Source organism: uncultured Mailhella sp. (assembly GCF_947631555.1).
Classification (GTDB): Bacteria; Desulfobacterota; Desulfovibrionia; order Desulfovibrionales; family Desulfovibrionaceae; genus Mailhella.
In genome coordinates this window covers 22,395-41,762 of the sequence record NZ_CANRLT010000006.1, presented here as the reverse complement: position 1 = coordinate 41,762, position 19,368 = coordinate 22,395, and the positions used below count along the sequence as shown (strand labels likewise).

Here is a 19,368-nt window from a genome sequence, read left to right as displayed (position 1 = left end):
ATTCTTTATTTTTTTTCTTCGGGTATGGTTTCCCGGAATCCAGTCTCGTCCGATGGTACCCGGGAGGACGAAAAGCTCTGGAAGAATTTCCCTCCCCAAAAAAAGTACGGCGAATTTTTCCATTCCTGTGACTGTCTTTTCGGGTTAACGGGAGACTTTACCAGTCTGCCGCTCTGTGTCACACTCATGCCGATCATTCGCAGGAGTTTCGCCATGGCCGCATATGTTGTTCCCGAACATTCCCGTTCCCTTCTGGAAGCCCTGTCAGGGGGCACGGCCTTTGACATCGACGGCTACCTCTTCGTTGCCGGAGAGGACTGGCTCATGGCCATTGGCTACCCGCAGGTGGGTGAGGCAGAGACCGCGCGTCTGGAAAAGGCGCTTCAGGAGGCCGTCCGCCGCACGGGAGCCACGGACTGCTTCCTTATCGCTCCGGAGCTTCCGCCCCGGCTCCGCAGTCACGAGCAGGACCGCGACGTCTACTACACGCTGGCCGCAGACGCGCCCGTTCCGCCGCGTCTGCGCGGGCCGGTACGCCATGCGCGGGAGCGGTTGACGGTGGATGAGACCCGGGAGTTCACGGCGGAACACCGCAGGCTCTGGATGGAATTCATGGGTCGGGTGCCGCTGCCTCCGCGCATACGTCAGCTCTACACAAGCACGGCAGCGGCTCTGCGCGCCGATCCTGGACTGCGCCTGCTCAACGCCTGGGACGGGGAAGGACACCTGGCCGCCTGTCTGGTTCTGGAATATTCCCTGCCCGGGCATGTGGGCTATATTCTGGGCGCACATTCCAAGGTGCACTACACACCCCATGCCCCGGATCTGCTCTTTGCCGAGATGCTGGAACGGGCACGGGCCGAGGGCAAGTCTGAAATCCTGCTCGGACTGGGCGTGAACGAAGGCATCACCCGCTTCAAGCTCAAATGGGGCGGTGTGCGGGGCGCAGCCTATCATCTGGCCTCCTGGCAGGAAGAACGGGAGGATGTGGCCAGGGTACTCATGCAGGCGGTCATGGGGGCTCCCGGCGTCTCCATGTGGAAATTCTTCGACACGCTGCCGGAACAGCGGGAACACGCCATGCTCTGGCGTCTGGAAAAGAACGGCCGCACGTCGTGGATCGGAGGTTCTGCGCATTTTTTCTGCTGCTCCTTCGAGCTTTCGCTGCGCCGCCTGTTTGAAAAGGTCGACACCGTACTTCTGGAAGGGCCGATCGACGAAGAGAGCATGGATGAGGTGGCCCGTATCGGACGATCTCCGGAACCGGATGCGGACCGCGTCATCCGGCATCTGACGGAAGAGGATGTGCTGCGTGCGGAACGCACGGTCTACGGGCCTGAGGGGTTCTGGGCACGGCTGGCCGGCCGGCAGAAGCCCCGCACGCTGGATGTGCGTGATGTGCTGCAGAACAGCCGCCAGTGGTACGCCTTCTTTGCCCTGTGGACGGCGTTTCTGGAGCGCAACGGCTGGGACCGTTCCGTGGACATGGAAGTCTGGGACACGGCGCTGGACATGGGCAAGTCGGTCATGGGCATGGAGTCGCTGGCAGAGCAGATCGCCTCTCTGGAATCCGCCCCCATGGATCGCATCGTGCGCTTCATCAAGGGCTGCCGCCAGTGGCCGAAGCTCATGCGGCGCAACCGTTCCCGCTATCTGGCCGGAGACCTCATGGGCATGATGGGAACCAGCGCGGAATTTCCCACCCGCACCGGAACGATTATCAGTGTGCGTGACCAGCGCTTCCGGGAGCGCATGCGCCCGTATATCGAACGGGGCGGAACGGCCGTCTTTGTGGGGACGGCGCACATGGTCAACCTGCGCCGTATGCTGGCCGAGGACGGATTCACCGTCATTCGGGAGCTGCCCACACTGAAGCACCGCTTCAGCGCCTGGATTCGCCGTGATCCCGATGTGGTGCTGCCCGGGAATCCCGATGCGCCTGCCTTCGCCGCTCCAGCCCGGCAGGCCGCGCCGCCCATAGAGCGGAAGAGCCGCGTCCATACCGCCGTCCGCGGGCCGTCTTCTGGGCGGGCTCTGGCGGATCTCGGCGCGCGTGCCTTTGTGCCCGAACAGATTCCGGCCTATGTGAAGGCGGTCTCCGGGCATACGCTCAAGGACTGCGAAGGGTTCGCCGCCTGGACTTCACCGGGGAATATCGTGCTGGTGGGCTTTCCTTCCGGTGACGAGGCCTCGGCCGTGGACATGCAGGGACCAGATTTTGCCGTCCGGCTGGATCGCGCCGTGTCCTGTGCCCTGGCCATGCCGGAGCTGAAGCGCATCACAGTGCTGGCTCCCGTGGTGCCTCCCTGCGCTCCCGCGAACGCGGTGATCACCCGCGATGCCTGGTGGCGGGTACGCCTTCCGCACCGGCCAGGTCAGAAGCTGCGCAACATGATCCGCCGCGCCGGGCGCGACCTGTCGCTGGTTCAGGAAGCCTGGAGCGCGGAACACGACGCCCTGGTTGATCACTATCTGAAAGTGCGCATCCTAGAGCCTGGAACCCGGCACATTTTCGGCAGGGTGCGGCAGTATGTGGAAGGCTCACCGGACGCCATGCTCCTTTCCGCCCGCGACGCTTCGGGCGCACTGAAGGCTCTGGCCGTGGGGGATTTCAGCTCGCTGGACACAGCCTTTTACATGTTCGCTTTCCGGTCTGAGGATTGCCCCCCCGGAGGCAGCGACCTGCTCCTTGACGCCCTGAGCCGCGAAGCTGCGGCACGGGGGCAGACGTGGCTGAACCTGGGACTGGGCATCGACGGCGGCATTACCTTCTTCAAGAAAAAATGGGATGCGGACATCTGCGCGCCGCATGTAGAGACGAGCTGGAGCCTGTAGCAAGGAGAACTCGCATGCCTTCGCCCGCCGAAATCTTCAGGCCGCTCAAGGGGCCGGGAATACTGCAAAGCCTGCGGGAGCTGGTGCGCCCGCGGGAACTGGAATGCCTTCAGGTGGAAGTGACTTCCTGCTGCGCGGGGCGCTGTGTCTACTGCCCGCACACCACGGAGGGCAGTCTGTGGAAGGCGCGGCACATGTCACCGGAAGTCTTCGCCGCACTCTGGCCCATGATGCTGAAGGCATCGCGCATCCATCTTCAGGGCTGGGGAGAACCGTTCCTGCACCCGTATTTTCTGGACTTCGTGGGGCTTGCCCGCCGCGCCGAATGCAGCGTCTCTACAACGACCTGCGGACTGTACATGGACGAAGCTCTGGCCGCGCGCATCGTGTCCAGCGGCATCGACATTCTTGCCTTTTCCCTGACGGGAACGGACGAAGCGAGCAGCCGGGCCAGAGCCGGTGTGCCCTTCGCCCGTGTGGAAGAATCGGTGCGCACACTTCAGAAGGTGCGTAAGGCGAAGAACGGTGTGCATCTGGAAATTCACCTCGCCTACCTCATGCTGGCCTCGCAGATCGAGGATGTCCGCCGTCTGCCGGAGCTTATGGAGCGCTGGGACGTTCACGCCGCCGTGGTCAGCACTATGGATTACGTTCCTTCGCCCGCACTGGCAGAGGAAGCCTTCGCGCCCCATGAACGGGAGAAGATCGAAAAGGCGCGCATTGTTCTGGAAGAGGCCGGGAAGCGCGTGCGGGCGTCAGGAAGGGACTTCTTTGCCTCGCTTCCGGCGGAACACCCCGCCCCCTCCTGCCGTGAACGGGTTCACCGCACCATGTATGTGGACGCCGAAGGGCAGGTCTCTCCCTGCGTCTATCTGAACGTACCCACACAGGGATCACAGCCGCGCCGGACAGTGTTTGGCGAGGTGTCCCGTGAAAATCCTCTGGAGATATGGAACAAGCCCGAATACGCGGCTTTCCGCAGCAGCGTGCAGACCGCGGAGCCGCCGCAGGCCTGCCGTTCCTGCGCCAAGCGCTTTGAGGCTCCGTGCGCCTTACGCAGGACGGAGCCGCAGCCGCGCTGATGTCCTGGTGTGTGACGGGAAGGGAAACGCTGAAGACAGTGTCAGACTCTCTCTCGTTTATCCGTCAGCGCAGATAAGGCGAATGTTTCAATCCACAGTCGCCCCCATCCGCCGGCTGACTCCGCAACCGACTGCCCCGCTCCGGCGGTGTAACCATGTTTGCCGGCAGAAGCCGGACAAACACGTTCGCTATCAGCGGCGCACACGCCGTGCCTCCGGCGGTCAAGGATAGGAACGGATTGCCCCTCATGCCCCGCGAGCTGGCCGCAAAGATGCTTGAGCGGGCAAAGCCCGATTGCGCGCGGCCTGCCCGCTGTCAGCGGTGCACACGCCGCACCGTCCGGCAGCCAGGGGAGAGGTTACGGAAAAGGATTTCATCGGCTTCGCCGTTTTGTCAGCTACTCTTTCCTCCTGAAGGGGGAGGTCTCAAATCACAAAGGAATTTTTGATGAAACTGTACTGGAGAAGGAGCGCCTTTTCGCACCAACCGGTTATTTCGTCAGGTCTTTGAGGTCGTAGGGCGTGGACTGGTAGACGAAGTAATTCAGCCAGTTGGCGTAGAGCAGGTGCGCGTGGGCGCGCCAGGTCATGCGCGGGGTCTGCGCGGGGTCGTCGCCGGGGAAGTAGTTTTCCGGCACCTTGGGATTCAGCCCGGCGGCGAGATCGCGCTGGTATTCCAGCTTCAGGGTATCCGCATCGTATTCCGAGTGCCCGGTGATGAAAATCTGTTTTCCGTTCCTGGTGGACAGGGCGTACACCCCGGCCACGGGCGAGGAGGCGAGGAGTTTGAGCGCCGGTTCGCGCTCGATGTCGGCGCGGTCTATGGTGGTGTTGCGGGAGTGCGGAACCAGGAACACGTCGTCGAAGCCGCGGAAGAGTATGGAGCCGGTGTGATCCACCTGATGCGGGTAGATGCCGGAGATCTTGTGCGGCAGCAGGCGCTTCTGTATCCCGTAATGGTAGTAAAGCCCGGCCTGTGCGCCCCAGCAGATGTGGAAGGTGCTGTGGACGTGGTTCTTGCTCCATTCCATGATTTCGCAGAGTTCCTGCCAGTATTCCACTTCTTCAAAGGGCATGAGTTCCACGGGCGCGCCGGTGATGATCATGCCGTCGTAATTGTTGTCCTTCACGTCATCAAAGGTTTTGTAGAAGGAAAGCAGATGGCTGCGCGGCGTGTTTCTGGATTCGTGGCTTTTCGTGTGGATGAGTTCCAGTTCCACCTGAAGCGGTGTGTTGCCGAGCAGCCGGGAGAGCTGCGTCTCCGTGGCGATTTTCGTTGGCATCAGGTTGAGCAGGAGTATTTTGAGCGGACGAATATCCTGTGTAATGGCGCGGGTCTCGGTGATGACGAAGATATTTTCCTGATTGAGCGTTTTTACGGCGGGAAGCTCGTTAGGGATCTTGATCGGCATGGTTTTCTCCAAAAAGGGAGGGAGCGGAGGCGGAAAGGCCCCCTTGCGGGGGCCTCCTGGGGTCAGCGGTTGGCGGCGAGGGCCTGGTCAATGTCTGCGATCAGGTCTTCCGCATTCTCGATACCGCAGGAGAAGCGCACCAGTTCGGGCGAAATGCCGCACTTGCGCAGTTCCTCGTCATTCATCTGGCGGTGAGTTGCGCTGGCGGGGTGCAGGCAGCAGGTGCGCGCATCGGCCACGTGAGTTTCGATGGCGGCCACGCGCAGGTGCTTCATGAAGTTCTCAGCTGCCTTGCGGCCGCCCTTGACGCCAAAGCTCACCACGCCGCAGGAGCCGTTGGGCAGGTATTTCTGGGCGAGCGCGTGATACTTGTCGCCGGGCAGGTCGGGGTAGTTCACCCAGTCCACCTGGTCATGCGCACTCAGGAATTTCGCAACGGCAAGACCGTTGGCGCAGTGGCGGGCCATGCGCAGGTGCAGGCTCTCCAGCCCCAGATTCAGCAGAAAGGCGTTCTGGGGAGACTGGATGGAGCCGAAGTCGCGCATGAGCTGTGCGGTGGCCTTGGTGATGAAGGCTCCGGCGTTGCCGAATTTGGTGGCGTAGGTGATGCCGTGATAGCTTTCGTCAGGTGTGCACAGGCCGGGGAAGGTCTCGGCATGGGCCATCCAGTCGAACTTGCCTGAATCAACGATGCAGCCGCCGACGCCCGCGCCGTGGCCGTCCATATATTTGGTGGTGGAGTGAATGACGATATCGGCTCCCCATTCGATGGGCCGGCAGTTTACCGGCGTCGCGAAGGTGTTGTCGATGATCAGCGGTACGCCGTGGGCGTGGGCAGCTTTGGCGAAGCGTTCGATGTCGAGGACGGTCAGTGCCGGGTTGGCAATGGTTTCGCCGAATACGGCCTTGGTGTTGGGCCGGAAAGCCGCTTCCAGTTCTTCGTCGGAGCAGTCGGGCGTCACGAAGGTGAACTCTATGCCCATACGCTTCATGGTGACGGCAAAGAGGTTGTACGTCCCGCCGTAGATGGTGGAGGAGGAGACGATGTGGTCGCCCGCACTCGCCAGATTAAAGACGCTGAAGAACGAGGCAGCCTGGCCGGAAGACGTGAGCATGGCGGCAGTTCCGCCCTCCATCTGAGCGATCTTGGCGGCGACGTAATCGTTGGTGGGATTCTGGAGACGGGTGTAGAAATAGCCGCTGGCTTCGAGATCGAAGAGTTTGCCCATATCCTCGCTGGTGTCGTACTTGAAGGTCGTGCTCTGGATGATGGGAATCTGGCGGGGTTCGCCGTTGGCAGGGGTGTATCCCCCCTGAACGCAGATGGTTTCGATATGCCTGCTCATGCTTGTGATCCTCAGTGTTGGGAACCTGCGAAAAAAGACCTCGCCTCCGAAACGGGGGAGAGGGAAGTCGGTATTGTCCAGCCCGTGACTGCAGAACGGACAAGTATACCACTATATCCACAAATCCTTATATAGTTGGGCGGCGTCTCCTGTCAACCCTGGGGCGGTATTGGAGAAAAAGGAGAGGGATGGCGGCGGGGAAAGACTGCAAGGGGACTTCGGGACGCGAATCACCAGCGGAAAATGAGCTTTTGAGCTGTTTGCAGGCGTCAGCGGTGAAGAGTTTTCATCGGGAAGGGAGTAACGTATCCCTATCCGTTTGAGGCGGACTCATTGCCGAGCCGAAGGATGGACTTCGGGCACAAAAAAGAGAAGGCCGAAATCATCGTGACTTCAGCCTTTTCTTTTTGTTTTTTGCTGGTGCCGAAGAGGAGAGTCGAACTCCTACTCCCTTGCGAGAACTAGACCCTGAACCTAGCGTGTCTACCAATTTCACCACTTCGGCGCAGGAATGTTGATAGACGATTTGCTTGCCTTTGGCAAGTCTTTTTTTTCGAGGGAGGAAAAATTTTTTTCCTGTGTGTTCAGAAGCTCAGTCTTCCGGGAACCAGCAGCGGACGCGGCGGCCTGGAGCGGCTTCCGCGAAGGCCGGCGGCTGCAGGCACTGTCTTGCGGCGCGGGAGCAGCGGGGACGGAAGCTGCATCCCTCCGGCAGGGCTGAGGGCAGGGGAACATTGCCGGGGATGGAGGGCAGACGGCGGCGTTCGTGGCTGCCCACCAGCGGCGCGCAGGTCATGAGCGCCTGAGTGTAAGGGTGCAGAGGGCGGGCGAGCAGTTCCGCAGCTGGGGCCGTCTCGACCAGTTCTCCGGCGTACATGACGGCGACGTCGTCGGCCGTCTCCGCCACCACGCCCAGATCGTGCGTGATGAGCAGTGTTCCCATGTTCCGTTCACGGGCAAGGAGCCCAAGAAGCCGCAGTATCTGCCCCTGTATGGTGATGTCCAGAGCCGTTGTCGGTTCATCGGCGAGGAGCAGCCGGGGAGAGCAGGCCAGTGCCATGGCAATCATGGCACGCTGACGCATCCCGCCGGAAAACTGGTGCGGGTAATCGCCCAGGCGTCTGCCGGGATCCGGTATGCCCACGAGTTCCATCAGTTCGGCGGCCCTTTCCAGCGCTTCACGGCGGGAAAGCCCCTGGTGTATTTCCAGCGGCTCGGCGATCTGGCGGCCTATGGTCAGCACCGGATTCAGCGAGGTCATGGGTTCCTGAAAGATCATGGAGAGATCCCGTCCCCGGCGGCTGCGCATCTCGCGTTCGGGCAGGGACAGGAGGTCTTCGCCATCGAAGAGCAGTCGGCCTGAAGCGATGTGCCCCGGGGCAGGCACAAGGCGTATGACGGAAAGCGCGGTCATGCTCTTTCCGGAGCCGGATTCGCCCACGAGACAGAGGACACGGCCCTTTTCGAGCTGGAAGCTGACACGGCGCACCACGGGCGTATCGCCGAAGGAGACGGTGAGATCCTGCACATCGAGAAGCGGGCGTGTCGTCATGCCGTTAATCCTATTAATGAAGAAGGGAAAATTGCTGAGCCAGGGCGCGTCTGCACTATGCCACAGCTCAGAACGATGAGCAAGGCGGGCGCGGGATGATTTGACAAGGTGCTCAGGGAAGTCTAACGTTGCGGGCAAGGCTTTCCACAGCCGTTCGGCGTTCATGATCGCTTCGGTGGTCTGCGAAAGCGCCTGTGGTCAAACAACGTAGCAAGGACGCTGCAATGAGTTCTCCCATTCCTCTTCGTTCTCTTCCTGTCGGGCAGAAGGCCCGTATTGCATCCGTCCGCGCCGACGGCGAACTTGGCCGCCGCATCCGGGACATGGGACTGGTCACGGGCGCCGAAGTCGAGGTCATAGGCCGCGCTCCCCTGCGCGACCCCGTCGCGCTGCGTCTGCCCGGTTTCACCCTGAGCCTGCGGAACAACGAAGCCGACTTTATCACTGTGGAGCTTCTCGACTAATGTCCTATTTTCATCGCTCTTCCGGGGTGAAGCGTGGAGACGGCGGCCTGCCCACGCTGGCGCTGGCCGGCAATCCCAATTCGGGAAAAACGACCTCCTTCAACGCATTTACAGGTTCGCGCCAGCATGTGGGCAACTATCCCGGCATCACCGTGGAGAAAAAGGAGGGCGTTGCCCACTGCCACGGGGAGAGCGTCCGGCTCATCGACCTGCCCGGAGCCTATTCCCTCACCGCCTATACGGAAGAAGAGCGGGTGGCTCGGCGCGTCATCGGCGAGGAAAAGCCGCTGGCGGTCATGGCACTGCTCAACGCCGGAGCACTGGAACGCAATCTTTACCTCGTTGTCCAGCTCATGGAGATGGGCGTTCCCACCTCCGTGGGCCTGAACATGATTGACGAAGCCCGCGCCATGGGCATGACCATCGACGTGCCGCTCCTGGAACAGCGCCTTGGCGTGCCCGTGGTGGAGACCGTGGCGCGCAGCGGCAAGGGGCTTGATGAATACCTTGCCCGCTCGCTGGAGTTCGGGCGCACACGCGAAGGAGCGGACTGGGAGTCCCTGCACATTTCCTACGGGCCGGATCTCGACCCGCTGCTGGAGCATCTCACCGAGTCGCTGGAGGCGGAGCATGTGGGCTGCCATCCGTATCCCACGCGCTGGCTCGCCCTGAAGCTCCTGGAGAGCGATCAGGAGATTCTGACCGACCTTAGCCAGCACTACCCCGAAATCATGAAGCATGTGCGCGAGCACCTCGATGAGGTGGACGACCATCTGCACGCCACGCTGGGAACCAGCGCGGAAGCCATCATCGCCGACTACCGCTACGGCTACATCAGTTCACTGCTGCGCGGTGTGGTGGTGCGCCGTGACGATGTGGCCCACCGCATGGACTTTTCGGATCGTGCCGACCGCATCCTGACGCATCAGCTTCTGGGTCCGCTCATCATGCTGTTCATCATGTATCTGATGTACCGCATTACCTTCACGCTGGGCGAATACCCCATGCAGTGGGTTTCGGCTCTCTTCGACTGGATGCACGGCGCGGTGGACGTCACCATGCCGGACGGCGCGCTCAAGTCCATGTTCATGTCCGGCATCATCGACGGAGTGGGGGGCGTCATGTGCTTCGTGCCGCTCATCCTGCTGATTTTCATGCAGATCGCCATTCTTGAGGATTCGGGGTACATGGCGCGCATGGCCTATATGCTGGATCGCATCTTTCGCATCTTCGGCCTGCACGGGGCCTCCGTGGTTCCCTATATTCTGGGCGGAGGCATCGCCGGCGGCTGCGCGGTTCCTGGTATCATGGCCGCGCGCACACTGCGCAGTCCCCGCGAAAAACTGGCCACGCTGCTCACGGTTCCGTTCATGGCCTGCGGCGCCAAGCTTCCCGTGTTCATCGTGTTCGCCGGGGTGTTTTTCCCCGGACACGAAGCCCTCGTCATGTTCGGCCTGACACTCACGGGCTGGATCGTGGCCATGCTTGCGGCCCGCTTCCTGCGTTCTTCCGTTATCAAGGGCGCGGCCACGCCCTTCGTCATGGAGCTGCCTCCCTACCGCCTGCCCACCATGCAGGGGATGATCATCCACGCCGGTGAGCGTACCTGGCAGTACCTGAAGAAGGCCGGCACCGTCATCCTGGCCATCTCCATTCTGGTCTGGGCGGCCATGACCTATCCGCAGCTTCCCGAAGCACAGGTCGCCGAACACGCTTCCGCCATCGCCGGATTGCAGGCGCAGCTTGCGGAGGCGAGCCTTGACAGAGATGCAAAAGCGGCGCTCGATGCGGCGCTGTCCGCCGAGAACCGGCGCTTCAGCGAAGAAAGGCTGCGCTGCACGGCGGCGGGACGGATCGGCGAGGCTCTGGCCCCGCTGACGCGCTACGCTGGTTTTGGCTGGGAGGCCAATATTTCCCTGCTGGGAGGGCTGGCGGCCAAGGAAGTCATTGTGACGACTCTGGGCACGGCCTATTCCCTGTACGATGAGCGGGAGGCCGAGACCAGCCTGTCGTCCTTCATCGCCAGAGACAAGAAATGGAACATCGCCTCGGTGACGGCCTTCCTGCTCTTTGTGCTCCTGTACGCCCCCTGCGTGGTCAGTCTGGCGACCATCCGCATGGAGACCGGCTCCACCGGCTGGGCCGTGTTCAGCTTCGCCTTCAATACGGGCGTGGCGCTGGCCGTGGCCACAGCCGCTTACCAGATACTCATACGCCTGATCTGAAGCCACGGAAACGCTTCTCAGCAGCGAAATCTCTCCGTGCCGGTCTTTTGGCACGCTGTCCGAAGGCTTTCCGGCGAAAAGTTCCGCGTCTGCCGGGGAGCAGTGAGCCGGGAATTTCCTTGAGAACGGCGTTTTCCCAGGCGCTTTTCGGCATAAGGGCTTGCTTCCGGACGGGCCGCCCTGTACCATGCCTTTGCCTGTCCGCGGAGAGCGCGGCGCTTTGCGGACAGACAGCCCCCGCAGATGGCCCCGGCTCCGCTTTACTGGAGAGCGGCGGTGAGGCCGCGGCACGGAACAACTGCCGCATCGAGGAGAAAGCCATGCCCGCCACACGCAGAGAACACGATTTTTTGGGAGAACTGGACATTCCCGCCGGCGCCTATTACGGCATCCAGACCAGCAGGGCCGTGGAGAACTTTCAGATTTCGGGAATCAGAATTTCTTCCCTGCCGCGCTTTGTGCAGGCTTTCGGCTATGTCAAGAAGGCCGCGGCACTGGCCAACATGGAGCTGGGCGCGCTCCCCGATGAGATCGGCAGGTATATCTGCCTGGCCTGCGACAGGCTCATCGCCGGAGAATACGCAGATCAGTTCCCCGTGGACGTGTTTCAGGGCGGCGCGGGCACGTCGTGCAACATGAACGCCAACGAGGTGATCGCCAACATTGCGCTGGAACTTATGGGACGGAACAAGGGCGAGTATCAGTTCTGCCACCCCAATAATCACGTCAACTGCTCCCAGTCCACCAACGATGTCTATCCCACGGCCATCCGGCTGGCCCTGTACACCATGCTTACCGACTTCATGAAGGACATGGAGTACCTGCGGGACGGCTTCGCCCTGAAGGCCGAGGAGTTTCGGAATGTCCTCAAGATGGGCCGCACGCAGATGCAGGACGCCGTGCCCATGACGCTGGGCATGGAGTTTTCCGCCTGGGCCGCCACCATCAGCGAGGACATCCGGCGCGTGGGCGAAGGACGCGAACAGATCAGCGACATCAACATGGGGGCCACGGCCATCGGCACGGGCATCAACACGCCCCGGGGCTATGCCGCGCTGGTGACGAGACGCCTTGCGGATCTTTCCGGACTGCCGGTGTTTCCGGCGGAAAATCTGGTGGAAGCCACCTTCGATGCCGGAGCCTATGTCCAGATTTCCGGCCTGCTCAAGCGCTTTGTCGTGAAGCTCTCCAAAATCTGCAATGACCTCCGCCTGCTGTCTTCCGGGCCGTGCTGCGGCTTCAACGAAATCAACCTGCCGCCCCGTCAGCCCGGTTCTTCCATCATGCCCGGCAAGGTGAATCCGGTCATTCCTGAGGTGGTGAATCAGGTCTGCTTCGATGTTATCGGCAAGGATGTCACCATCTCCATGGCTGCGGAGGCCGGACAGCTTGAACTGAACGCCATGGAACCTGTCATCGCCTATTCCCTGTTCTCCTCGCTGCTCCATCTCGGGCGTGCCTGCCACACCCTGCGCGACCTCTGCGTGGACGGTATCACGGCCAACGCGGAACGCTGCGCCTCCATGATGAAGAACGCCATCGGGCTGGTGACAGCCCTGACGCCCTACATCGGATACGAACGCTGTTCCGCCGTGGCGCGTGAGGCCCTGAACTCAGGCGCGTCTGTCTATGATCTTGTCATCCGCCACGGCTACATGACCGGGGATCAGATCGACGCGGTTCTCAGCCCCGACCGTATGCTCCAGCCCGGAGAAGACACGGAGCTCAAGCGGGAGATCGAGGCGCACCTGAAGGAAAAGGGCCTCGATGGATAGCGGGTGCTGTTCCTGGAACACAGGAAAGGGAAGAAGGTTTGTTTCCCGGCGCCGGACGTGTTCCGCGCCGCGGCTTCTGCCGGCAGCGGATGGGGGGATCGGACGGAAAACCGCGGGAACTGCCGCTGAACGCCTGGAAAGGCCCTCGGCGCTCTGTCCTGGTGGGGTATGGGAAGCCCTCCTTGTCCCGTTTCGGTGTGCCCGGCACTCTTCGGGGAGCGGGACGCGGCGCTCACGGGTCAGGCTTTTCTTCTTGAACTTCCGCACTGATTCCCGTACCCTGAAACCCATCTGTAAACTTAGTCCTGGAGCGCATCATGGATAAGATAAGAATTGGCATCGCCGGCTACGGCAACCTGGGCCGCGGCGTGGAACTGGCCGTGGCCGCCAACCCCGATCAGGAACTGGCGGCGGTGTTTTCCCGCCGCAATCCCGCCAGCGTGAAGATACTCACGCAAGGCGTCCCCGTCTGTCCGCTGGCGGATGCGGCTTCCTGGAAGGGCAGGATCGACGTCCTCATCCTCTGCGGGGGCAGCGCCACGGATCTTCCCGTGCAGACGCCCCAGCTCGCCGCGCTGTTCAACGTTGTGGACAGCTTCGACACCCACGCCCACATCCCGGATCATTTCAAGGCCGTGGACACTGCGGCAAGGCAGGCGGGCACCGTGGGCATTATTTCCGTGGGCTGGGATCCCGGCATGTTTTCTCTGAACCGCCTGTACGCCAACTGCATTCTTCCCCAGGGACACGACTATACCTTCTGGGGCCGCGGGGTGAGCCAGGGCCATTCCGACGCCATCCGCCGCATCAAGGGCGTGCTGGACGCCCGTCAGTACACCGTGCCCGTACAGGCCGCCATGGACGCCGTGCGCAGCGGCGGCGAGCCTGAACTTTCCACCCGCCAGAAGCACACACGCGAGTGCTTCGTTGTGGCCGCGGAAGGCGCGGACAAGGCCGCCATCGAGCATGAAATCAAAACCATGCCCAACTACTTTGCCGACTATGACACCACGGTGACCTTCATCACCCAGGAAGAGCTGAACCGCGAACACAAGGGCATCCCGCACGGCGGCTTCGTCATCCGTACCGGCTCCACGGGCGCGAACGGAGAGACCCGCCACGTCATCGAGTATTCCCTGAAACTTGGCTCGAACCCGGAGTTCACGTCCAGCGTGCTGGCCGCCTATGCCCGCGCCGCGTACCGGCTTTCCCGCAAGGGCGAGAGCGGCGCGCGGACGGTGTTCGACATCGCGCCGGCGCTGCTGTCTCCCCATGACGGCGATTTCCTGAGAGCGCACATGCTCTGATTTCCCGAAACGTGAAAGGCGGAAGGCCGCGTTCTTCTGAGTCCTGACGGAGGGCGCGGCCCGAAGCCGTGTAGTTGAGTCTGGAGGGGCGAGCATGGAACATACGGAAGTCGGCGTCATCATAGTGACGTACAACGACTGGAAAAACACGCTGCACTGTCTGGAATGCGTCCATGCCCAGACCGGCCTGCCCGGGCGTATCGTTGTCTGCGACAACGGTTCGGACAACGAGGTGGCCGACCGCATCCTCGAAGGCTGGACCGAACTTGCCGAACGCAGCGGTCTGCCCGCACCCATCGAGGTTTACGGCAGCGACACCACGGGTGCGGAGCTGGTGCTTATCCGCAGCGAGGACAAGGAGAGCGTAGCCGGAGCCATGAACACGGGTATGCGCTTCCTGCTGTATGACCGCGGCTGCCGCGCCTTCTGGCTGCTGCGCAACGATGTCCGGCCTGAGAGCTTCGCCCTGGCGGCGCTTTTGCGCCATCTGGAAGAAACGGGTGGCAGTCTGCCCATCGGCATGGTCGGATCCACGCAGCTTGTGGAGAATACCGATTACCTTGAATGCGCCGCAGGCGGCCGCTGGAGCCGCTGGACGGGCGATCAGATTCCGCTGGACAAGGGCCTTGAGCGCCACGGACTGACGGAGCGCGCCGCGCTTGCGAAACGGCTGGACTATGTTTCGGACGCCTCCTGCCTCATCACCCGCGAAATGGCTGAAGACATCGGGCTTTTCGATGAACGCTTCAATATTTTCTTTGAAGACGTGGAATACGGGCTTCGCGCCCGCCGTGCCGGGTACGCCCTGAACTGGGCGCCCGGGGCCATCGTGCGCCGCATGAGCTGCTCCACCGCTGGGCTCACGCCCTTCCTGAGCGTGACCGACGATCCAGAACTCAATCCCGGAGACGATCAGGCCTTTATCCGCGCCCGTTTCTACCTGCTGCGCCGGGAACGCCCGCTGGCCGCGCTGCTCATGCTGCTGGCTCTGCCATTTTCCTGGCATACCTTCCGTTCCCGCCGCGGCCGTTTCCGCATGGTCATGCGTGCGGCCCTGGACGGCGCTGCGGGAAAGCTCTAGCGGGCGCGTCCTTTTTTCTTCCGTCTTTCGGTTTGACAGTTCCCACTGAACAAAAAGGCCCGTTCCGCACAGGGAACAGGCCCGGAGATTCTTACTGTTTTGCCGCAGGCCTACATGTGTTCTATGCGGTAGCGCGCCACGTCGTCCACCGAGGCCAGCGGCATTCCGTGAGCCCGCGCAAAGGCCGCCACTTCCGGCAGGCGGGCCATGGTGCCGTCTTCAAGCGTGAGTTCGCAGAGTACGCCCGCGGGCGTGAGTCCGGCCATGCGGCAGAGATCCACGGTGACTTCCGTGTGGCCGCGGCGTTCGAGCACGCCGCCGGGCCTGGCGCGCAGGGGAAAGACGTGCCCCGGGCGGCAGAGGTCTTCCGGCTTCGCGGAAGGCGCGATGGCGGCCTTGATGGTGGTCACACGGTCGGCGGCGGAAACGCCGGTGGTCACGCCGGCGGCCGCTTCTATGGTCACGGTGAAGGCTGTGTGATTGTGGTTGGTGTTGTTCAGCACCATGGGCGGCAGATCGAGGGCGTCGGCTTTTTCATCCGTGAGGCAGAGGCAGACAATGCCGCTGCATTCGCGGATGAGCAGAGCCATCTGCTGAGGCGTGAGCGTCTCGGCAGCGTAGATGAGATCGCCTTCGTTCTCGCGGTCTTCATCGTCGACGATGAGTACGCCGTTACCGCTTTTCAGGGCGGCGACGGCCCGTTCCACGCGTTCTGTGGGGTTTCCGAAGGATTCGAGGAGAGAGGGCTGACGCATGACAAGCTCCTTGGAGGGAAAATGTCCGGCATCAGGGCGGCATGAGGCGCTGTGAGAGAGGAGAGACGCCCCCGGCACATGCCGGGAACAGGGGATCTTTTCTCTTTCTTCCGGACTGTTACCGTCGGCCCCGGACTTGCACCGGATCTGCGGCTCTTCACGGGAAGCGCCGCCCGCGGGCTTTCGGCATGGTTCCGATTACCGCCGGTGGGGACTTTCACCCCGCCCTGAGAATCTTCCCTTTGTTTATCCTGTTCCCGTGGTCTGTCAAGAGGGAACCCGCGTTTCGCAAAACCGGATCACCATGAATTGACAGGAGCTGTTTTTCCTGCGAATATAAAAAGTTCCACGCGCCTCTTTAGAACTGCGGGGCAAGGGAACATTCCATCAACTTTACGGCCGCCATGACGGCAGGAGCCTTTCAGTGACTATTGACGAACAGGTGAAGATCATTCGCCGCGGTATCGTGGATCTCGTGAATGAAGAGGATCTCCGCAAAAAACTGGCCGGAAACAAGCCCCTGAACATTAAAGTGGGCTTCGACCCCACCGCGCCGGATCTGCACCTCGGCCACACCGTGGTCATACACAAGATGCGCCAGTTTCAGGAGCTGGGCCACAGCGTGACCTTCCTCATCGGCGATTTCACGGGCCGCATCGGCGATCCTTCCGGAAAGTCCAAAACCCGTCCTCCGCTCACGGAAGAACAGGTGAAGGCGAACGCCGAGACCTACAAGGAACAGGTGTTCAAGATCCTCGACCCCGCCGCCACCACCGTGGCCTTCAATTCCACCTGGGGCGATCAGCTGAAGCCCGCGGACTTTCTCCACCTCATGTCCTGCTGCACCGTGGCCCGCATGATGGAGCGCGATGATTTCGCCAAGCGTTTCAAGGAGAACGCCCCCATTGCCATCCACGAATTCATGTACCCGCTGCTTCAGGCCTATGATTCCGTCATGCTCCACACCGATGTGGAGATGGGCGGCACGGATCAGATCTTCAATCTGCTCATGGGACGTAATCTTCAGGGGCATTTCGGCCAGGAGGCGCAGTGCGTTCTGACCATGCCGCTGCTCGTGGGGCTGGACGGCGAACACAAAATGTCCAAGTCCTACGGCAACTATATCGGCGTCATGGAGGCCCCGGCCGATCAGTTCGGCAAGGCCATGTCCATTTCCGACGAGCTTATGTGGAACTGGTATGAACTCATTTCCGCGCGCTCACTGGAAGAGATTGCCGACATGAAGGTACGCGTGCTCTCCGGTTCCCTGCATCCCAAGCTGGTCAAGGAAGAGCTGGCGCTGGAGATTGTGGCCCGCTACCACGGCGAGGCCGCCGCCCAGGCCGCGCGGGAAGGCTTCAACAACGTGTTCGCCAGGGGCGGCATTCCTGAAGACGCCATCGCCTGGAGCGTGAACGCCGGACCGGAAAGCTCTCCCGTGGCCATACTCAGCGCCACGGGGCTGACACCCTCCCGCGGCGAGGCCAAGCGCAAGATCGCCGCCGGTTCGCTGCGGGTGAACGGCGAGAAGCTCGTGGACGCGCTCACGCCCCTGCCCGCCGGAGAATACACGCTGAAATACGGCAAGAAGGGCTTCGTGGTGCTCACCGTCAAAGAGGAAGCCGCAAACTAAGCCATGATCGCCGAAAAACCTGAACATTTCGGGCGCTGCGCCGATGACCGCTGCCCCGGCCGCTGTCCCTACCGCGACGCCGGGCTGATGACGCCTGAAGGCCGTGCGCGTCTGCTTGACGGACCCCATCCCGCCGGTGGCGAGCCGTGGCCTCAGCGCGTTATCCACGTCCGCTTTCAGCCGCAGGACGTGCGTCTGGACATCCCCCGCTGCAGGGCGAAGAACGCGGGCAAGCTGCTCGAAGCCTTGGGATTGCGTCCGTGTACGGCAATCGTGGCCTGCGGAGAACGCCTGCTCACGCCGGACACGCCGCTCTATCCGGAGCAGGACATCCTGGTGCGCAAGGTCATGTCCAGCGGCTGAACGCGCTGGCTGTATGTCGCTGCAAAAAAGAGGGATCGGCAAACGCCGGTTCCTTTTTTCGTCTCTGCGCTCGGGCAAACCTCCATTCCTTCAGAGAAGCATGCGCTTTTATTCATGGGGGAGAAGCCAGGGGTGAGGCGCGTCCGCCGCCCGGTTCTGCGGGCGGAAAAGAGGCGGGAACCGCGTTCCGCCTCTTGACTGCGGGCAGGGCGCGCTTATCTGAAGAGTGATACGAAGGCATAGAACGTATCACAGGAGATGACGGTATGGGTGTGGCTTATAAGGACTATTACAAGCTGCTGGGCGTGGAACGCTCGGCTTCCAGAGACGAGATTGCCAGGGCTTACAAGAAGCTCGCCCGAAAGTATCACCCTGATCTGAACCCCGGCGACAAGACCGCGGAAGAAAAGTTCAAGGATATCAACGAAGCCTACGAAGTGCTGAAGGACGACGAAAAGCGCCGGATGTACGACCAGCTCGGCTCGAACTGGAAGGACGGCCAGCAGTTCACCGGCGGGCCGGGCTTCGAGAATTTCCATTTCAATTTCAACGGGGCGCAGGGCGGCTTCGGCGGCGCGAACAGCGACTTTTTCGAGGCGCTCTTCGGCCAGATGGGGCGCGGCGGCTTCGGCGGCCAGTCGGATCCCTTCGGGGCGTTCGGCGGCTTCGGCGGACCCCGTTCCCGCCGCGGCAGCGATGTGGAAGCGGAGATAGAGATCACGCTGGAGGAAGCGCGCAGGGGCGGTTCCAAACAGGTGACGCTTTCCGGCGCGGGCGGCCCCAGCAACCTTCAGATCAGGATACCTGCGGGTATCAGGGACGGCGGAAAGCTGCGTCTGCGCGGCAAGGGCAATCCCGGCACTCCCGCAGGAGACCTCTACCTGACCATACGTTACGCAAAGCATCCCGTCTTCCGCGTGGACGGCGAGGACGTGACCTGCGAAGTCTCCCTGAAGCCGTGGGAAGCGGTGTTCGGCGTCAAAAAACGCGTGCCCACCCTGGATGGCCCGGTGGACATGAACATCCCCGCCGGCAGCGGCAGCGGCCGCAGGCTGCGTCTGCGCGGCCGCGGACTTGGCCCGGACGGGAAGCGCGGCGACGAATACGCGGAGATTTCCATCAGCATCCCCCGGCCTGAGGAGCTGACGGAGGAACAGACCAGACTCTGGAAGGCTCTGGCCGGACAGCATTGACACAGTGACAAGTATCGAGGTGGGGTATGGCAATCAGGAGAGCTGGTTCGTTTTCTCCCGCAGTCTCGGCATTCGTGGCCTGGGCCGAATTTCTCGATCAGACGGGCACGCCCGCGGAACGTGTCCGCGAACTCATCGAACTCGGCTGGCTGAAACCGTCAGGCCAGAGCGCGCACGCGCTGCTTTTCCGCACATCAGACATTTACCGCACCAGGAAGCTCATGCGCATCTGTGATGATTTTGAACTGCCCTCGCTGGCGGGGACCATCATCGTGGATCTGCTGGATCGCATCGATGATCTGGAAACGCGCCTGAGAGAACTGGAACGCTGAAACTTCGCAGGTC

Annotated in this window: 15 protein-coding genes, 1 tRNA gene and 1 riboswitch; of the genes, 11 read left to right on the top strand and 5 right to left on the bottom strand. The window is 62.0% G+C overall.

The genetic code is table 11. The annotated features are described in order from the left end of the window. Positions 1 to 213 precede the first annotated feature (213 nt). Both Q0Z94_RS01800 and Q0Z94_RS01795 read left to right on the top strand, forming a co-directional pair. Positions 214 to 2,835, top strand: a complete 2,622-nt coding sequence (locus tag Q0Z94_RS01800; protein ID WP_298067080.1) for a GNAT family N-acetyltransferase — start codon at positions 214 to 216, stop codon at positions 2,833 to 2,835. A 14-nt stretch (positions 2,836 to 2,849) separates the two neighbouring features. Further along, positions 2,850 to 3,917 carry a radical SAM/SPASM domain-containing protein gene (locus tag Q0Z94_RS01795; protein ID WP_298067078.1) on the top strand — a complete coding sequence of 356 codons (1,068 nt, stop codon included), beginning with the start codon at positions 2,850 to 2,852 and terminating at the stop codon, positions 3,915 to 3,917. 491 nt (positions 3,918 to 4,408) lie between these two features. On the opposite strand, the gene metA is transcribed toward Q0Z94_RS01795, so the two are convergent. The 4 genes from metA to Q0Z94_RS01775 form a co-directional block, all read right to left on the bottom strand. Then, positions 4,409 to 5,329 carry a homoserine O-succinyltransferase gene (gene metA, locus Q0Z94_RS01790; protein ID WP_298067076.1) on the bottom strand — a complete coding sequence of 307 codons (921 nt, stop codon included), beginning with the start codon at positions 5,327 to 5,329 and terminating at the stop codon, positions 4,409 to 4,411. A 62-nt stretch (positions 5,330 to 5,391) separates the two neighbouring features. Next, the gene (locus Q0Z94_RS01785) at positions 5,392 to 6,675 is read right to left on the bottom strand and encodes an O-acetylhomoserine aminocarboxypropyltransferase/cysteine synthase family protein (protein WP_298067075.1); all 1,284 of its coding nucleotides are present in this window, start codon (positions 6,673 to 6,675) and stop codon (positions 5,392 to 5,394) included. A gap of 418 nt (positions 6,676 to 7,093) precedes the next feature. After that, positions 7,094 to 7,180: transfer RNA gene (locus tag Q0Z94_RS01780), tRNA-Leu, on the bottom strand. A gap of 87 nt (positions 7,181 to 7,267) precedes the next feature. After that, positions 7,268 to 8,392: an ABC transporter ATP-binding protein gene (locus tag Q0Z94_RS01775; protein ID WP_366517554.1), complete on the bottom strand. Its 1,125-nt coding sequence runs from the start codon at positions 8,390 to 8,392 to the stop codon at positions 7,268 to 7,270. 59 nt (positions 8,393 to 8,451) lie between these two features. Here Q0Z94_RS01775 and Q0Z94_RS01770 point away from each other — a divergent pair, with 59 nt between their 5' ends. The 5 genes from Q0Z94_RS01770 (at position 8,452) to Q0Z94_RS01750 (ending at position 15,079) form a co-directional block, all read left to right on the top strand. Further along, positions 8,452 to 8,691, top strand: a complete 240-nt coding sequence (locus Q0Z94_RS01770; RefSeq protein WP_298067073.1) for a FeoA family protein — start codon at positions 8,452 to 8,454, stop codon at positions 8,689 to 8,691. Continuing rightward, positions 8,691 to 10,916: a ferrous iron transport protein B gene (gene feoB / locus Q0Z94_RS01765; protein ID WP_298067071.1), complete on the top strand. Its 2,226-nt coding sequence runs from the start codon at positions 8,691 to 8,693 to the stop codon at positions 10,914 to 10,916. The genes Q0Z94_RS01770 and feoB overlap by 1 nt, the downstream gene beginning before the upstream one ends. 320 nt (positions 10,917 to 11,236) lie before the next feature. Further along, on the top strand, positions 11,237 to 12,691 hold the full coding sequence (gene aspA, locus Q0Z94_RS01760) for an aspartate ammonia-lyase (RefSeq protein ID WP_298067069.1): 1,455 nt from the start codon (positions 11,237 to 11,239) through the stop codon (positions 12,689 to 12,691). Between the two features lie 317 nt (positions 12,692 to 13,008). Then, the gene (locus Q0Z94_RS01755) at positions 13,009 to 13,998 is read left to right on the top strand and encodes a diaminopimelate dehydrogenase (protein ID WP_298067068.1); all 990 of its coding nucleotides are present in this window, start codon (positions 13,009 to 13,011) and stop codon (positions 13,996 to 13,998) included. 94 nt (positions 13,999 to 14,092) lie between these two features. After that, positions 14,093 to 15,079 carry a glycosyltransferase family 2 protein gene (locus tag Q0Z94_RS01750; RefSeq protein WP_298067066.1) on the top strand — a complete coding sequence of 329 codons (987 nt, stop codon included), beginning with the start codon at positions 14,093 to 14,095 and terminating at the stop codon, positions 15,077 to 15,079. Positions 15,080 to 15,189: 110 nt separating this feature from the next. Here the strand turns inward: Q0Z94_RS01750 and ribB are convergent, their stop codons facing one another. After that, positions 15,190 to 15,834, bottom strand: coding sequence for a 3,4-dihydroxy-2-butanone-4-phosphate synthase (gene ribB, locus Q0Z94_RS01745; protein ID WP_298067064.1), 645 nt, complete (start codon positions 15,832 to 15,834; stop codon positions 15,190 to 15,192). A 94-nt stretch (positions 15,835 to 15,928) separates the two neighbouring features. Next, positions 15,929 to 16,073: riboswitch (FMN riboswitch) on the bottom strand. A gap of 185 nt (positions 16,074 to 16,258) precedes the next feature. Between ribB and tyrS the strand changes: the two genes are divergently transcribed. The 4 genes from tyrS (at position 16,259) to Q0Z94_RS01725 (ending at position 19,355) form a co-directional block, all read left to right on the top strand. Further along, positions 16,259 to 17,467, top strand: a complete 1,209-nt coding sequence (gene tyrS / locus Q0Z94_RS01740; protein WP_298067062.1) for a tyrosine--tRNA ligase — start codon at positions 16,259 to 16,261, stop codon at positions 17,465 to 17,467. A gap of 3 nt (positions 17,468 to 17,470) precedes the next feature. Then, complete coding sequence (locus tag Q0Z94_RS01735) at positions 17,471 to 17,830, top strand: hypothetical protein (RefSeq protein WP_298067061.1); 360 nt, start codon at positions 17,471 to 17,473, stop codon at positions 17,828 to 17,830. Between the two features lie 266 nt (positions 17,831 to 18,096). Then, positions 18,097 to 19,023: a DnaJ C-terminal domain-containing protein gene (locus tag Q0Z94_RS01730; RefSeq protein WP_298067057.1), complete on the top strand. Its 927-nt coding sequence runs from the start codon at positions 18,097 to 18,099 to the stop codon at positions 19,021 to 19,023. A gap of 26 nt (positions 19,024 to 19,049) precedes the next feature. Then, positions 19,050 to 19,355, top strand: a complete 306-nt coding sequence (locus Q0Z94_RS01725) for a chaperone modulator CbpM (protein ID WP_298067051.1) — start codon at positions 19,050 to 19,052, stop codon at positions 19,353 to 19,355. The last annotated feature ends 13 nt before the right edge of the window (positions 19,356 to 19,368 follow it).

What these genes read in the sequence shown, in the direction of transcription:
- Q0Z94_RS01800 (WP_298067080.1), top strand. Translation starts at nt 214, where the DNA reads ATGGCCGCATATGTTGTTCCCGAACATTCCCGTTCCCTTCTGGAAGCC.
- Q0Z94_RS01795 (WP_298067078.1), top strand. Translation starts at nt 2,850, where the DNA reads ATGCCTTCGCCCGCCGAAATCTTCAGGCCGCTCAAGGGGCCGGGAATA.
- metA (WP_298067076.1), bottom strand. Translation starts at nt 5,329, where the DNA reads ATGCCGATCAAGATCCCTAACGAGCTTCCCGCCGTAAAAACGCTCAAT.
- Q0Z94_RS01785 (WP_298067075.1), bottom strand. Translation starts at nt 6,675, where the DNA reads ATGAGCAGGCATATCGAAACCATCTGCGTTCAGGGGGGATACACCCCT.
- Q0Z94_RS01775 (WP_366517554.1), bottom strand. Translation starts at nt 8,392, where the DNA reads ATGAACGCCGAACGGCTGTGGAAAGCCTTGCCCGCAACGTTAGACTTC.
- Q0Z94_RS01770 (WP_298067073.1), top strand. Translation starts at nt 8,452, where the DNA reads ATGAGTTCTCCCATTCCTCTTCGTTCTCTTCCTGTCGGGCAGAAGGCC.
- feoB (WP_298067071.1), top strand. Translation starts at nt 8,691, where the DNA reads ATGTCCTATTTTCATCGCTCTTCCGGGGTGAAGCGTGGAGACGGCGGC.
- aspA (WP_298067069.1), top strand. Translation starts at nt 11,237, where the DNA reads ATGCCCGCCACACGCAGAGAACACGATTTTTTGGGAGAACTGGACATT.
- Q0Z94_RS01755 (WP_298067068.1), top strand. Translation starts at nt 13,009, where the DNA reads ATGGATAAGATAAGAATTGGCATCGCCGGCTACGGCAACCTGGGCCGC.
- Q0Z94_RS01750 (WP_298067066.1), top strand. Translation starts at nt 14,093, where the DNA reads ATGGAACATACGGAAGTCGGCGTCATCATAGTGACGTACAACGACTGG.
- ribB (WP_298067064.1), bottom strand. Translation starts at nt 15,834, where the DNA reads ATGCGTCAGCCCTCTCTCCTCGAATCCTTCGGAAACCCCACAGAACGC.
- Q0Z94_RS01735 (WP_298067061.1), top strand. Translation starts at nt 17,471, where the DNA reads ATGATCGCCGAAAAACCTGAACATTTCGGGCGCTGCGCCGATGACCGC.
- Q0Z94_RS01730 (WP_298067057.1), top strand. Translation starts at nt 18,097, where the DNA reads ATGGGTGTGGCTTATAAGGACTATTACAAGCTGCTGGGCGTGGAACGC.
- Q0Z94_RS01725 (WP_298067051.1), top strand. Translation starts at nt 19,050, where the DNA reads ATGGCAATCAGGAGAGCTGGTTCGTTTTCTCCCGCAGTCTCGGCATTC.